A 14,408-nucleotide genomic window follows, 5' to 3' on the forward strand; every position below is an offset into this window, starting at 1 on the left:
CTAACCATGCGCCGCGATCCGCCGCTTCATCAGCAACACCCAGACGAGCAGCATCGCTGCAATACCGATCAGCAGGGATTGCTGCAAGTCGAGGGTATCGCCAAGACCGCCGAGCGTGACCGCGCCGAGCGCCGGTCCGACGCGAAAGATGATGCCGTGCAGCGACATGACCCGCCCGCGCAGATGGGCGGGGCTGCCAAGCTGCAGCACGGTTTGCGAGGCAACCCCGCCTGCGGCCAGCGCGCCGCCGAAAAGGACGGCGCCGATGAACGCGACCGCGGTGTTTTGGGTCAAGGCCAGAACCAGCGCGCCAAGCACCGCAAGCAGCGTCCCCCAGACGGCAAGCGGCACCTGCATGCGCATGCCGCCGATCATGTTGGCGAAACCGGCGATGATGGCGCCCAGCCCCATGGCCGATGACAACAGCGCCAGAGTCTCCGCGCCGCCGTCCAGGACGCGGTCGGCAAGCTCAGGCAGAAGCTCGCTGATCGGCCGGATCAGGAAGGCCGCCGTGGCATAGAGCATGAAGACGAAAGCGACCGTCGGCTCGACGAAGACCTGGCGCATGCCCTCGGCGATTTTCGACCAGATCGACCCGTCCGAGGAAAGCCTTGGAAGCACGTTGAAGCGCACGGCCATCAGCATCAGGAAAAACACGCCGGCAAAGCATGCCGTTGCCACGAGCGAGACGGCCCCTCCGAAGACTGCAATCAGGCCGCCGGCGATCGCAGGTCCGGCAAAGCGGGCGAGATTGAACAGGATGGAATTGAGCGAGATCGCGGTTCCAAGCTCGGCATTGTCGGCAAGCCCTGTGATCGCCGCCTGGCTGGCCGGCTGGGCGAAGCCGACGACAACGCCGTTGACCGCCATCAGCGACAGCAGAAGCGGAATGTTCAGCGCGCCCTGCATCGCCAGAAGAGCAAGAGCGGAATAGATGCAGACGGTCGAGAACTGGATGCGCATCAGCAGATTGCGCATATCAGCCCGGTCCGCCACCACGCCGGCATAAAGCCCGACCAGCACGGTCGGGACCATCTCCGCCGTCACGGCAAGCCCGACCCAGACCGATTTGTGCGTCAGCTCCCACGCAAGCCAGGCGATCGTGGTCTTGAACATCCACTGCGCCAGAAGGCCCGAGGCATTTCCGAGCGTGTAGAGCGCGAAATTGCGCCGGGCGAAAAGCGCGCGCAGGTCCGTGGCTGCCGACATGAATTCCCCTATCGCGTCAGGCCGCGGGCATCGACGCGCCATTCGGAAACGCTGCCGTCCTCCACGACGACAATACTGTCGTGAAGGTTGGAAACCGGACAGACATGGTTCGGGACAACCCTGAGCCGCTCTCCGATCTCCGGCTTTTTCGCTGAGGCCGAAAGGTCGACCATGCCATGCTCTTCCGTCAGCCGCTCGATCACGGCATCCGGGTATTCGCGGATCAGGCCATGGCCGGGACCGCCCTTGCCGGCGGGATCGCTGGTCAGCGATTTGGTGCCGGCATCGATAATGGCGCGATCGGGCGTCGGCCGGCTGACGACGGTGACCAGAACGTCGAATGCACAGTCTTCCAGAGCGGCGTGGCCAACCCCCATCATCATCCGGTCATTGTAGATATAGGTGCCGACCCGCAATTCATCGATGACGCCGAATTCATGGGTCCTGAACGCATTCGGCGTGCCGCCGCCGGAGACTTTCGGGATGGTGAGGCCGGCTGCGGCAAAGGCGTCGCGCGCCTGTTTCACAAAGGCGACCGAAGCCTCGCTCGCCGGATAGGTCATCAGCCCGTCAAAGGAAAGATGCGGCGTCTCACTGACCTTTTGCGCCAGCGCCAGCGCCTCGTCAACGGTGACGACGCCGGTGCGGCCAAGCCCGCTGTCGAACTCCACCAGAACGCCGATCGGCGCATCGGCCATTTCTGCCGCGGACGCCACCGTTTCGAGCGCGACATCGCTATCGACGGCCACGCTCATCTTCGCGCGTTTGGCAAGTGCGGCGAGCCGCTTCGCCTTGATCGGCCCGATCAGGGGATAGGAGATCAGGATATCCTCAATCCCCGCATCGGCCATCACCTCGGCCTCGCCCAACTTCTGACAGGTGATGCCCTTGGCCCCGAGCGCAAGCTGCCGTTCGGCCAGTCTGACGATCTTGTGGGTCTTGATATGCGGGCGAAGCGCAATGCCGTGTTCGTCGCAGTAATCCTGCATCCGCTTCAGATTGGCATCGACGATTGCAAGATCGGCGACGGGAACGGGCGTGTCGAGGTCTTCGATTTTCAATGCTTCATGTCCTTTTTTCGGCCCTTGCGGCCACAACACATGCCCGTCAGATGCGCTTGCCGGTGGTCGAATCGAAACAATGCTCCTTGCCCGCCTGCGGCTTGACATAGAGCGTTGAACCGGATTCCGCCTCCAGACGCCAGCGGAAAAGCGCGACAACGGCCTGACCGGCTATTTTTCCGTAAACGTAAGTATCAGCCCCCGTCTGCTCGATCAGATCGACAACCAGCGGCAGGCCATCGCCATAGTCGGCGAGCTCCACATTTTCCGGGCGGATGCCGACCTTAATCGTCTCGCCGACCCCAGCCCCGATGCCCTCCGGCAGCGGCATCGACACCGCGTCGTCAAGCACGGCCATCGGCCGGCCATCGGAGGACGCTACGGTCGCATCCAGAAGGTTCATCGAAGGCGAACCGATGAAGCTGGCGACGAACAGGGTTTCCGGCCGGTCGTAAAGTTCGAGCGGCGTGCCGATCTGCTCGATATGGCCGCCATTCATCACCACGATCCGGTCGGCGAGCGTCATCGCCTCGATCTGGTCATGGGTCACATAGATCGAGGTGCGGCCGACCTTCTTGTGCAGCGCCTTGATCTCGGTGCGCATCTGCACGCGCAACTGGGCATCGAGATTTGAAAGCGGTTCGTCGAACAGGAAGAGCGAGGGTTCGCGCACCACCGCGCGGCCCATGGCGACGCGCTGGCGCTGACCGCCGGAAAGCTGACGCGGATAGCGCTCCAGATAGGGTTGAAGGTTGAGGATCTCTGCCGCGCGCTCGATCTTGGCGGCGATCTCATCCGGCTTCTCCCCGCGCAGTTTTGGACCGTAGGCGATGTTGTCGCGCACCGTCATGTGCGGGAAAAGCGCGTAGGACTGGAACACCATCGCGATGTTGCGCCGCTGCGGCGGCACGGCATTGGAACGGTGCCCGCCGATCAAGAGATCGCCATAGGAGATGTCCTCCAGCCCTGCGATCATGCGCAGAAGCGTCGACTTGCCGCAGCCGGACGGGCCGACAAGCACGACGAATTCGCCATCGGGAATGCGCAGGTCGATGTCGAACAGAACCTGGTTGTCGCCATACTGCTTGTTGATCTGGTTGAGGACGAGATCGGCCATCCTACTGGTCCTCCAGGGTCAGCTCGCGCGACATGGCGAGATTGCCGGCCATCAGCCCGCCATCGACGGGAAGCGTGACTCCGGAGATGAAGCCCGCATCGTCGGACGCCAGAAAGGTGATCGCCTTTGCGACGTCGACGGGCTGGGCGACCCGCAGGAGCGGATACCATTTCTTCAGCCCGTCCAGCACATCCGGCTTTCGCGCGATACGATGGTCCCAGGCGGGCGTCTGCACCGTTCCGGGGCAGACAATATTGGCCCGGATATTGTGCTCGCCATATTCGGTTGCCATGGTGCGGGTGAGCGAGACGAGACCGGCTTTTGCCGCCGAATAGGCCGGCTGACCAAAGGTTGCGAGGCCGTTGACGGAGCCGACGATGACGATCGAACCGTGCCTCTTCGCCTTCATGCCATCGATGACGACGCGCACCGTATTGTACTGGCCAGCCAGATTGTCGGCGACATCCTGGCGGAAACGCTCCGGTTCGGTCTTGTCGAGCGTCGTGGTCGCGCCGCCGGTATTGGCATTGGCGACCACGATATCGACTGGCCCAAGTTCGGCAACGGCCGCATCGACCGCGGCCTGCAGGGCATCGAGATCGGTGATGCTGGCGGCAGCGCCCGCAACCGGATACCCCTCCGCCTTGTAGCCTTCGACAGCTGCATCGACGGCATCCTGCTTGATATCGGCGATGATCACCTTGGCGCCCTCGGCCAGAAAATCCTTGACGACGGCCGTGCCGATACCGCCGACGCCGCCGGTGACAAGCGCGACGCGCCCTTCCAGTCTCTTCATGTCAGTTCCCCGTTTTATATCTGTTCATCGCCCGTCCAGCCCATTCGAGACCGCTCTGGCGCACATGTCCGTAATTGTAGAAACCAAAACCATCGACGCCGGCATCAGCCAGTGCATCAACGGTCGCGACAAACCCGCCCTCCTCGAGATAATCGGGCGCGGCGGGCCGCAACACGGCGCGGATGGAAGCGTCTGAACCACAACGCAGGCGGATCTCATCATATTCGGTCAGCGCAGCCTGCCAGGGCGATCGGTAGAAGCAGACCTCCAGTCCGTCAGCCGCCTTGGACAGTCCGGCAAGATCGGAGCCTTCCAGATAGGAAAGCCCGAGCGGCTGATTGACCGATGGGATGATGTAAACAGCGGCATCCGCGCGCACGGCAGCGCGAATTTCACCGACAAGCCCGGTGACGACATCGCAGCGCATCTTCAGAAAAGCCGAAAGATCGGGGTCGGTGACAAGGTCGCCCTCAAAGCGTGCCCTGTTGGCGTCCGGATCCGGCTCATAGCCCGCTTCCAGCGCAAGCGAAATGCGGGACCGAACACGCTCACGCAGTCCTTCGAAATCAACACCAAAACTTTGCGCATTATTTGCACAATTTGCGCAAAAACACAGTCCCAGATAGTTTTCAGTGCCCGGCATGGATCCGAGCAATGCAAATTCATGGTGGTAGCCGTGGCGAAACGGCAGAAAGCCCGGCGTCTCCAGCGACAGCCCGCCGACGCCCGGATTGCCGGCGATTTCGCTGCACAGCTTCACTGCATATTCCCGGACATCCGGATGGGACGGACACAAGGAATAGGGGTAACGGTCGCCGAAGGCGTTTTCGACCGTGCAATCGGGAAATTTCATGCCGAGATGGCTGTTGTGCAGCAGCACCGTCCAGGCATTGAGGGCGATGTCGCCACGCGCCGCAAACCGCTCAAAGATGTCATTTCGCTGCGCCAAATCGCCTGTATCCGGGGCAATCCGGCCGTAATTCTCGCGCCTCGAGCGGAAATGAACATGGCCATCCTGCGGAAAGAAAATCTTTGATCCCTTGCCCTTCGGCCGGGTGAACTTGCCCGCGTGATAGGCTGCGGCAAGCGTCAGCGTATTCATGTTAAGCCGATGCAATTCCTCGACAAATGCGTCGTCGTGCCAGTCCGCAAGGTCCCATGTATAGGCAAACATGGCGCGGTAATCCGCCGTTTCTGTTCCCGTCTTCATTTTTTGCAATATTGTCCCGTCTGGTCGGTCAATTGTTTTCCGAAAAAGCTTACACAGCCGTCTAATTTGCGCAATATGGGAATTTGCGCTTTTTTGGATATTTTGCATTGACGATCTTCGAAACTTCAGCTTACGCTTCCATCCGTAGGGGAACACCGGCAGCAAAGCCGGGACCAACTGGAGAACAATTATGCATCAGACCAGAAAGGCACTGCCGCGCGCAGTGCGCCTTGCGCTTGCCGCATCCTCGCTTGCCATGATCTCCGCCGGCGCGGCATCCGCTGATACCGTGCGGGTCACCATTCCGGAATATTCGTCGAAGACCATGCCCTATTTCCAGCAGGCGGCCGACGCGTTCATGGCGGAAAATCCCGACACCACGATCGAGCTCGAAATGGTGCCCTGGGCCAATCTGCAGCAGAAGCTGGTGACCGACATTTCCGGCGGCGTGAACGCCGACCTCGCCGTCATCGGCACGCGCTGGATCCTCGACTATGCCGAGCAGGAGGTGATCGAACCGCTTGACGACTATATGGACGACGCGTTCAAGGGCCGGTTCTTCGAAACCTTCCTGACGCCCTCGGTCGTTGACGGCACCACATTCGGCCTGCCGATCGCCGCCTCCGCGCGCGCCATGTTCTACAACAAGGACCTGCTCGAAGAGGCCGGCTACTCCGAGCCGCCGGCCACCTGGGACGATCTGATCGAAGCCTCGAAAGCGATCAAGGCGCTCGAAAAGGATGGCGTCTTCGCCTACGGCATTCAGGGCAAGAGCACGGAGACGGACGTCTATTTCTACTACCCGATGTGGAGCTATGGCGGCACGATCCTGAACGAGGACGGTCTTTCCGGCGTCAACACCGAGGCCGGCGCCAAGGCCATGGACATCTACATGACCCTCATCAATGAGGGACTGACCCAGCCGGGCGTCACCGATTACCAGCGCGCCGATATCGAAAACCTGTTCAAACAGGGCAAGCTCGGCATGGTGATCACCGGTCCGTTCCTGTCGAACCAGATCAAGGAACAGGCACCGGACCTCAACTACGGCCTTGCCAAGGTGCCGGCCGGCACGACCTCGGCCACCTATGGCGTCACCGACTCGATCGTGATGTTCGAGAACTCCGATGTGAAGGACGAGGCCTGGGCCTTCCTCGACTTCCTGTTCACCACCGACCAGCGCGTCAAGTTCGACGAGGCCGAGGGCTTCCTGCCGGTAAACAAGGAAGAGGCAGCCATGCCGATGTTCGCCGACAATGCGGACCTGAAGGTCTTCACCGATCTGCTTGCCGGCGCCCATTTCGCGCCGCTCGTCGCAGGCTGGGAGGAAATCGCCGACAGCACGATCACCGATCTGCAGGCAACCTATCTCGGGCAGATGGAACCGGACGCGGCGCTTGCCGATATCGAAACCCGGGTCAACGACATCCTCGAGTAAGGCAGAAACCCGCAATGCCAGGTTCTTCACGACACTCCGCCCCCAATCCGGACAGGGTGAATGGCGCTGGCATTGCGGCCACCGCCGAATATGAAGCCGGGCCGTTTTCGGTCTGGCAGAAAAAGATGGTGCCGGTGCTGTTCATCCTGCCCGGCCTCATCCTTTCAGCCTTCATCATCATCTATCCGGTCTGGGAACTGATCCAGACCTCGCTGCGCAAGGTCACCCGCTTCGGCAAAGTGACCAAGCTGAACGACTTCGCCAATTTCGAAGCGGTCTTCTCCGATACCCTGTTTCAGGAGGCAGCCATCCGCTCCGTCTGGTGGACCCTGCTGGTCGTTGGCGGAACGCTGATCTGCGCGGCCGGGATCGCGCTGATCCTGAACGAGAAATTCCACGGTCGCGCCATTGCCCGCGTCATCATCATGCTGCCCTGGTCGGTGTCGCTGTCACTTCTGACGGTCGTCTGGCGCTGGGCGCTCAACGGCGAGACCGGCTACCTCAACCACCTGCTCGAACAGCTCGGCATCATCGACGGTCCCGTCGTCTGGCTTGCAAGCGGCTCGACCGCCTTCACCGTCATGATCCTGATCGGCATCATCGTCTCGATCCCGTTCACGACGACGATCTTCCTCGGCGGCCTCTCCTCGCTTCCCGGCGATCTCTACGAGGCAGCGCGCATGGAAGGCGCGTCGCACTGGCACTGTTTCAAGACCATCACCGTGCCGATGATGCAGCCTTACGTGAACATCGCCATCGTGCTGAACGTGATCTACGTCTTCAACTCCTTCCCGATCATCTGGATCCTGACGGAGGGCGGCCCCGCGAACTCCACCGACATTCTGGTGACCTATCTCTACAAGATCGCCTTCAAATACGGAAAGCTCGGCGAAGCCTCCGTCGTCTCGCTCTTGATGTTTGTTTTCCTTCTGGCCTTTGCCGCGCTTTACCTGCGGCTCGTTTCAAAGGATGCGGCCAATGCCTGACAGACGCCGCTCGCTGATCTACTGGATCGTTCTTTCACCGCTGCTCTTGATCAACCTCTTTCCGTTTGCGGTGATGATCTCCACCGCGCTGACGCCGGCCGATGAGGTTCTTTCCGGCGATACGCAATGGATCCCCAGCCGCTTTGCCTGGGAAAACTTCGTCGACATGTGGCAAACGGTCGATTTCGGCACCGCGCTGATGAACTCGCTGGTCGTCGGCGTGCTGACCACCGTTTTGACGATCCTCGTCTCGGTTCCGGCCGCCTATGCCATGGTCCGGCTCGATTTCAAGGGGAAGACGGCTTTCCAGACCTTCCTGCTGATCACGCAGATGTTCTCGCCGGTCGTGCTGGTGATCGGGCTTTTCCGGCTGGTCGTCGGCATCGGCGCGCTCGATTCGCTGGTCGCGCTCTCCGTCCTTTACTGCTGCTTCCATATCGCCTTTGCCGTCTGGATGTTGCGCTCCTATTTCGCCTCCATTCCGGCGGAACTGGAACACGCCGCCTGGCTCGAGGGCGCATCCGCTCTCCACGCCATCCGCACCGTATTCGTGCCCATGGCGGCGCCGGCCGTAGCAGTCACGGCGATCTTCACCTTCATCGGCGCCTGGAACGAATATGCGCTGGCGCTCGCCATTCTGCGTTCTGCCGAGCACTACACCCTGCCCCTCAAGATCGCAGCACTTTCCTCCGGCCGCTACCAGGTCGAATGGCATCATGTGATGGCAGCCACCTTCGTCGCCACCATTCCCGTCGCCATCGTCTTCATGTGGCTGCAGCGCCATATGATCACCGGTCTTTCCGGCGGCGCGGTGAAGGGTTGAGACCCAACAGACAAAGGAAAACACACAATGTCCAAGATCGAACATTTTCATGCGCCCGAGACCTCGCCGAGTGCTGCCCCTCTGAGCCCTGCCGTCCGTGCCGGCGATTTCGTCTTCGTCTCCGGCCAGGTGCCGGTGATGGATGACGGCTCGGTGGCCGCCCATGACATCGAGACGCAGACAACGCAGGTGATGAGGAACATCGAAAAGGCGCTGAAGCTTGCCGGCTGCGAAATGGCAGACGTCTGCAAGACCACCGCATGGCTGCATGACGCCCGCGATTTCGGCCGCTTCAACAAGGCCTATTCGGCCTTTTTCACGCCCGGCAAGTTCCCCGCGCGCACCACCAGCGAAGCGAAGCTGATGATCAACATCCTCGTCGAGATCGAGGCGGTCGCCTACAAGCCGCTCTAGGAACGCAGCACGCCAGACGAACGAGAAAGATCCGCCACACGATTGGCGGGCACCATATGGAGTCCTTTGAAATGACAGCACCCGCAGCGCCTGCCCCCTATGATCTCGTCCTGAAGGGCGGGCGCGTGATCGATGAGCGAAATGGCCTCGATGGCGTTTTCGACGTGGCCGTCAGCGACGGCAAGATCGCCGCCGTCGCGGCCGATCTCCCAGTCGCCGGCGCAAAATCCGTACACGATGTCAAAGGCAGGATCGTCGCTCCCGGCCTGATCGATCTCCACACCCATGTCTATCACAAGGCGACCTCGCTCAGCGTCGATCCGAACATGATCGCGCGCCGTTCGGCAATCACCACACTGGTGGATGCGGGCAGCGCGGGCGCGGGCAATTACGACGGGTTCCGCGACTATGTGATGGCCAATTCGCCCTACCGCATCCTCGCCTTTCTCAACATCTCCTTTCCCGGCATTTTCGGCTTCGACAAGGGGCTCTTCATCGGCGAGGCGACGCTTCGCGAGATGCTGCCCGTGGACCGCTGCGTGGCGAAGATCGAGGAAAACCGCGACAAGATCATCGGCGTCAAGGTGCGCATCGGCGGGCCTGCGACCGGCGAACTGGCGCTCGGCGCGCTGGAACTGGCGCTGGAAGCCGCCGACAAGGTCGGCCTGCCGCTGATGACCCATATCGGCGGCCCGCCGCCGAGCTATGCCGATGTCGTCTCCATGCTCAGGCCCGGCGACATTCTCACCCATTGCTACCGCCCGTCGCCCAATTCGGCGCTGACGGAAGACGGCGAAATCCTTCCGGAGATCACGGCCGCGCGCAAACGCGGCGTGCTCTTCGACATCGCCCACGGCATGGGCGCATTTTCCTATGAAACGGCCGAGCCGGCCATCCGTCAGGATTTTCTCCCCGACATCATCTCTTCCGACGTGCATGTGGTGGCCGTCGAAGGCCCGGGCTACGACCTTCTTCACGTCATGAGCAAGCTCTATAATTGCGGCCTGTCTCTGCCGGATGTGATCGGCATGTCAACCAGCCGTCCTGCCCTCTCGATCCGCCGTCCCGATCTCGGCCATCTCGGCGTCGGCGCGCCGGCGGATATTACCGTGCTCGATGACTGCGAGGCGGATTTCATCTTCTGCGATGTGCGCGGCGAGGAACGCCCGGGCAACCGCATGCTCCAGCCGGTTGCCTGCTATCTCGGCGGCAGGGCGATGGAGGTGGGACGACGGCCCTTCGAGGAGCCCTTCCTCAGACGTTGCGGCTGTTGCTGAGGGCTCCGGACGATGGCCATGATCGAGATCTGCGTCGAAGGATTTGGGGAAGCGCTGACTGCGGAAAAGGCCGGCGCGGACCGAGTGGAACTCTGCGCGTCGCTTTCGGAGGGCGGGATCACCCCGAGCATCGCCCAGATCCGCCTTGCCAAGGCGCGGTGCTCCATTCCGGTCTTTGTCATCATCCGCCCGCGCTGCGGTGATTTTCTCTATTCGGACGGCGAGTTCGAGGCGGTCATGGAAGATATCGCGGCGGCCAAGGCAGCCGGCGCAGACGGCGTGGTCATAGGCTTTCTCACTGCCGAAGGGCGCATCGATATCGCCCGCACGAAAGAGGCAGTCGCGGCCGCCCGGCCCATGGGCGTCACCTGCCATCGCGCCTTCGACATGACCCGCGATCCAAAGGAAGCGATCGACGACCTGATCGCGGCGGGCGTCGACCGCGTTCTGTCGTCCGGCCAGCGCGCCAATGCGCAGGACGGCATCGATACCCTCAAGGCCATGATCAACCGCGCAGAGGGCCGGATCATTGTCATGGTTTGCGGCGATCCGGATCCGACGCTGTTGTTTGACGGCCCGGTCAACCCCGATGCCGTCGACTTTCACTTCGGCGCGACCGGTTACGGCGAAAGCCCGATGCGCTTCAGAAATCCCCACGTCTTCATGGGCAAGGGCGAGGATAAACGCGAATACATCCGCCGCGTTCTGGACGGCCCGGCCATCACCCAAAGGGCGGAACGGCTGCGCCGGCTTGTTGTCTCCTGACCCGCAACCGGGAACAGAAACATCACTCCGGCAGTTGATCGGGCATCAGTCCAATCATGCGGAGTTACAGACATGACAAACAAGGTGGCACTCGTGACAGGCGCGGGCTCCGGCATCGGCCGCGCTTCGGCTCTTGCTCTTGCGTCCGACGGCATGGCCGTTGGCGTTCTCGGGCACACGCCGGCGGAAAATCAGGAGACCGTCGACGCCATCAAGGCGGAAGGCGGCATGGCGCTTTCGCTTGCGGCGGACGTGACCAGTGCCGAAGAGATCGATGCGGCGCTCGACAAGCTGGTGTCCGACTGTGGCCGTCTCGACGCCGTTGTCGCCAATGCCGGCATCAACGGCGTCTGGGCCCCGATCGACGAGCTGGATCCCTCCGATTTCGACAAGACGATCGCCGTCAACCTGCGCGGCACGTTCCTGACCATACGGGCAAGCGTGCCGCATCTGAGGAAGGCCGGCGGCGGCTCCATCACCATCATCTCCTCGATCAACGGCACGCGCAAATTCGTCTCCCCCGGCGCCACCGCCTATTCGGCCACCAAGGCGGCGCAGCTCGCCATGATGCAACAGCTTGCGCCCGAGCTCGGACAGGCGAAAATCCGCATCAACGCCATCTGCCCCGGCGCGATCGACACCGAGATCGGCGACAATACGCAGATCCGCAACGCCGAAAAGAGCGGGATCGACGCCGAAACCCACATCCCCCTGACGGGCGACAGCGCAGGCTCCGCCGAGGAGATTGCCGACGTCGTCTCGTTCCTCGCTTCAGACAAGTCCCGCCACGTCACGGGAACGCCGATCTTCGTCGATGGCGGCCAGAGCCTGGTGACTTAGGGCGGGTCAGTAAACGTGCTGACGCGTTGCCGGACCGGCGTCGTGCCGGGCGCGCGAATGCGTCGCACGGCCCGCTGTTTCCCGACGTCTCAAGACACTCAAGGGTTTGCATCCAATGATTGTGACTGCAAGAGCCGAACACAGGAACCTGTGAGCGTCACGCTCGATCCAATCCATCAAATGCCGCGACGAAAAAGCGGAAGCATTACGCATAACGATCGACTTGAAAACATGCCTTCAAATCGCCGTATATCTGGAGAAAAAGCGGCTCCGGCGGATCGAAGAAGACAAGAGCTGACCGGGAGCCTCTCGCTTTCGTCAGCCCCATGCCGCCGGCTGTTCCATTCCGTTGATGGCGCCTTTTATGGTTGTAGCGGGCCTCGCGGGACATCGGCAGCCGACGTGCCAAAGACAAGGGTCAACCGCCGGAACAGGACTGTTCGCCCGGGTTCTTCCAACCCGTCGTTCAGTTGACGAACGAAAGGAGACCCCGACCATGACCGTCGAAGCCGAACCAGCCGAGAAACAACAGCCAACAACAACCCCGGGACCTGTTTCCTGGGAACACAAGGACACGCTCTGGAGCATCAGCCTTTTCGGAACGGCGGTCGGCGCAGGCATCTTGTTCCTGCCGATCAGCGCCGGGCAATCGGGTTTCTGGCCATTGCTGGCGGTGACAATCCTGATCGGACCGATGGTCTATCTTTCGCATCGCGCCCTTGCCCGGTTTGTGCTTTCCTCGCGTGTCGAGACGTCCGACATTACGGATGTGGTCGAAGAGCACTTCGGCCTGGTTGCCGGGAACCTGATAACGGTCCTCTACTTCTTCGCGATATATCCGATCGTGCTTATCTACGGCGTCGGCATCACCAATACCGTTGACAGCTTCATCGTCAACCAGATGCAATTTCAGCCCCCGCCCCGCTGGCTTCTGTCACTGTCGCTCATCCTGTTGATGATGAGCGTGATGATGGCCGGCGAAAATATCATGCTCAAGGTCACGGAGTTCCTCGTCTACCCGCTAATCCTCATTCTGTTCGGCTTATCCGTCTACCTCATTCCAAGGTGGAATTTCGGCGCGCTTTTTGAAGTTCCGTCCGCTAAGGATTTTGTCGTCACGATCTGGCTTACCCTTCCGGTGCTGGTTTTTTCATTCAATCACAGCCCGGCGATATCCAGTTTTGCTCGGCTGCAGCGGCGCGACCATGGCGCAAATGCCGTCAGGAAGAGTGACGCCATTCTCGGTGTAACGGCATCCATGCTTCTGGTGTTCGTGATGTTCTTTGTCTTTTCATGCATTATGTGCCTGACGCCTGAACAGTTCGTCGCGGCGAAAAGCCAGAACATATCCGTCCTCTCATTCTTCGCGAACGAGTTCGACAATCCGGTCATTTCGCTTCTGGGACCGGTGGTGGCTTTCGCAGCGATCGTCAGCTCGTTTTTCGGCCACTATCTCGGCGCGAGAGAAGGCATGCGCGGCATTATAAACCAACAGGCCCGCAATATGGGGTTCGAGACGGACCCGAAGACGCTCAATATCTTCATTGTTTTGTTCTTCATCCTGAGCGTCTGGATCGTGGCGATCTTCAATCCTTCCATTCTCGGACTTATCGAGGCGCTCATCGGCCCCCTTATCGCGGCGATTTTGTTCCTGCTGCCCATGTATGCCATCCACAAGGTTCCGGCCATGGCCAAATACAAGGGGCACATCAGCAATGTCTTCGTCACGGCAACCGGCATTGCCGCGGTGTCCGCGATCTTCTTCCAGATCCTCCGATAGCAGAACCTTCGGCCGGCAGGCCCGGGATAGCGCAAGCCCCAGGCGGCAATCGAACAGAGAGAAAGACGCCCGCCCTCCGCTAGACCGGAAGGCGGGCGTTTGATGAACGCTTCGGCGCTGAATATCAGGCGTAACTGCGCGAAGATGCCGCTGCCGTCCGGATCGCGCTTGCTGCGGGAGCGCGCTGAACCGGCTGCATCAGGCCCGCCTCCAGCATGGCGGCGATGAAAGCCTCGCGGGAAACCTCCAGCTTGCCGTTATGCGCGGCGGCATCGGCGCAAAGGCCGGATGCGCTGCGGTAATGCCGGCCTTCCTTCTGCCGGCAATGGTTCCGCAGGAATTCCGCAGCGCCCTCCGGGCCTTCAATTGTCGCGGCATCGCCGTCCGCCGTAAGCACGTGAACGGGGATGCTCCAAAATGTGGCAAGCTTCGACATCTTCTTTTTCCTCGTCTTGTTGTTGCGCCACTGTCGGCCCTGGCCGGCAGGTATCCCTCGAAAACCGGGGAGCCGGCATTTTGTTCCCGCTGTTTTCTTAATAAAAACCAATAGAGTGGCGGCATAAGGGCAGGATGTTGTAAACGGTTTGGCCATGCGCTTTTTCGCCGCAAACGCCGCGTCCTTGTCGACGACCCCATGCCACTCTATCTTGGCCCGAAGACCGCGACAGCAACTGTCGCCGACCCCTTTCACA

Annotated in this window: 14 protein-coding genes; 8 read left to right on the forward strand and 6 right to left on the reverse strand. The window is 61.2% G+C overall.

The features are described from left to right. Genes FF124_RS15205 through FF124_RS15225 form a run of 5 tightly spaced genes read right to left on the reverse strand, consistent with a single transcriptional unit; the run spans position 1 to position 5,501 of the window. Entirely contained in the window at positions 1-1,209 is a 1,209-nt protein-coding gene (locus FF124_RS15205; RefSeq protein ID WP_187326966.1) for an MFS transporter, read from the reverse strand. An 8-nt stretch (positions 1,210-1,217) separates the two neighbouring features. Further along, positions 1,218-2,270 (reverse strand): D-TA family PLP-dependent enzyme, encoded by a 1,053-nt coding sequence (locus FF124_RS15210; protein WP_138749341.1) that lies wholly within the window; start codon positions 2,268-2,270, stop codon positions 1,218-1,220. 46 nt (positions 2,271-2,316) lie between these two features. Further along, a complete protein-coding gene (locus tag FF124_RS15215; RefSeq protein WP_138749342.1) occupies positions 2,317-3,387 on the reverse strand; it encodes an ABC transporter ATP-binding protein in 1,071 nt (356 codons plus the stop codon). A gap of 1 nt (position 3,388) precedes the next feature. Then, on the reverse strand, positions 3,389-4,183 hold the full coding sequence (locus FF124_RS15220; RefSeq protein ID WP_138749343.1) for an SDR family oxidoreductase: 795 nt from the start codon (positions 4,181-4,183) through the stop codon (positions 3,389-3,391). A 1-nt stretch (position 4,184) separates the two neighbouring features. Then, on the reverse strand, positions 4,185-5,501 hold the full coding sequence (locus FF124_RS15225) for a hypothetical protein (RefSeq protein WP_187326967.1): 1,317 nt from the start codon (positions 5,499-5,501) through the stop codon (positions 4,185-4,187). A gap of 82 nt (positions 5,502-5,583) precedes the next feature. Here FF124_RS15225 and FF124_RS15230 point away from each other — a divergent pair, with 82 nt between their 5' ends. The 8 genes from FF124_RS15230 (at position 5,584) to FF124_RS15265 (ending at position 13,716) form a co-directional block, all read left to right on the forward strand. After that, positions 5,584-6,831, forward strand: a complete 1,248-nt coding sequence (locus tag FF124_RS15230) for an ABC transporter substrate-binding protein (protein WP_138749344.1) — start codon at positions 5,584-5,586, stop codon at positions 6,829-6,831. Positions 6,832-6,956: 125 nt separating this feature from the next. Further along, on the forward strand, positions 6,957-7,817 hold the full coding sequence (locus FF124_RS15235; RefSeq protein ID WP_138749515.1) for a carbohydrate ABC transporter permease: 861 nt from the start codon (positions 6,957-6,959) through the stop codon (positions 7,815-7,817). Continuing rightward, the gene (locus FF124_RS15240) at positions 7,810-8,640 is read left to right on the forward strand and encodes a carbohydrate ABC transporter permease (RefSeq protein WP_138749345.1); all 831 of its coding nucleotides are present in this window, start codon (positions 7,810-7,812) and stop codon (positions 8,638-8,640) included. Before FF124_RS15235 ends, FF124_RS15240 begins: the two co-directional genes overlap by 8 nt. Positions 8,641-8,667: 27 nt before the next feature. Beyond that, positions 8,668-9,054, forward strand: coding sequence for a RidA family protein (locus tag FF124_RS15245; protein WP_138749346.1), 387 nt, complete (start codon positions 8,668-8,670; stop codon positions 9,052-9,054). Between the two features lie 71 nt (positions 9,055-9,125). After that, the gene (locus tag FF124_RS15250) at positions 9,126-10,331 is read left to right on the forward strand and encodes an amidohydrolase/deacetylase family metallohydrolase (protein ID WP_138749347.1); all 1,206 of its coding nucleotides are present in this window, start codon (positions 9,126-9,128) and stop codon (positions 10,329-10,331) included. An 18-nt stretch (positions 10,332-10,349) separates the two neighbouring features. Beyond that, positions 10,350-11,096 carry a copper homeostasis protein CutC gene (locus tag FF124_RS15255; protein WP_210237482.1) on the forward strand — a complete coding sequence of 249 codons (747 nt, stop codon included), beginning with the start codon at positions 10,350-10,352 and terminating at the stop codon, positions 11,094-11,096. A gap of 72 nt (positions 11,097-11,168) precedes the next feature. Next, positions 11,169-11,936, forward strand: coding sequence for an SDR family oxidoreductase (locus FF124_RS15260; protein ID WP_138749349.1), 768 nt, complete (start codon positions 11,169-11,171; stop codon positions 11,934-11,936). 364 nt (positions 11,937-12,300) lie between these two features. Then, positions 12,301-13,716 carry an aromatic amino acid transport family protein gene (locus tag FF124_RS15265; protein WP_210237483.1) on the forward strand — a complete coding sequence of 472 codons (1,416 nt, stop codon included), beginning with the start codon at positions 12,301-12,303 and terminating at the stop codon, positions 13,714-13,716. 124 nt (positions 13,717-13,840) lie between these two features. Here the strand turns inward: FF124_RS15265 and FF124_RS15270 are convergent, their stop codons facing one another. Continuing rightward, entirely contained in the window at positions 13,841-14,407 is a 567-nt protein-coding gene (locus FF124_RS15270) for a DUF982 domain-containing protein (protein ID WP_138749350.1), read from the reverse strand. Position 14,408: the final 1 nt, after the last annotated feature.

Origin of the sequence: Martelella lutilitoris (assembly GCF_005924265.1) — a bacterium.
Classification (GTDB): domain Bacteria; phylum Pseudomonadota; class Alphaproteobacteria; order Rhizobiales; family Rhizobiaceae; genus Martelella; species Martelella lutilitoris.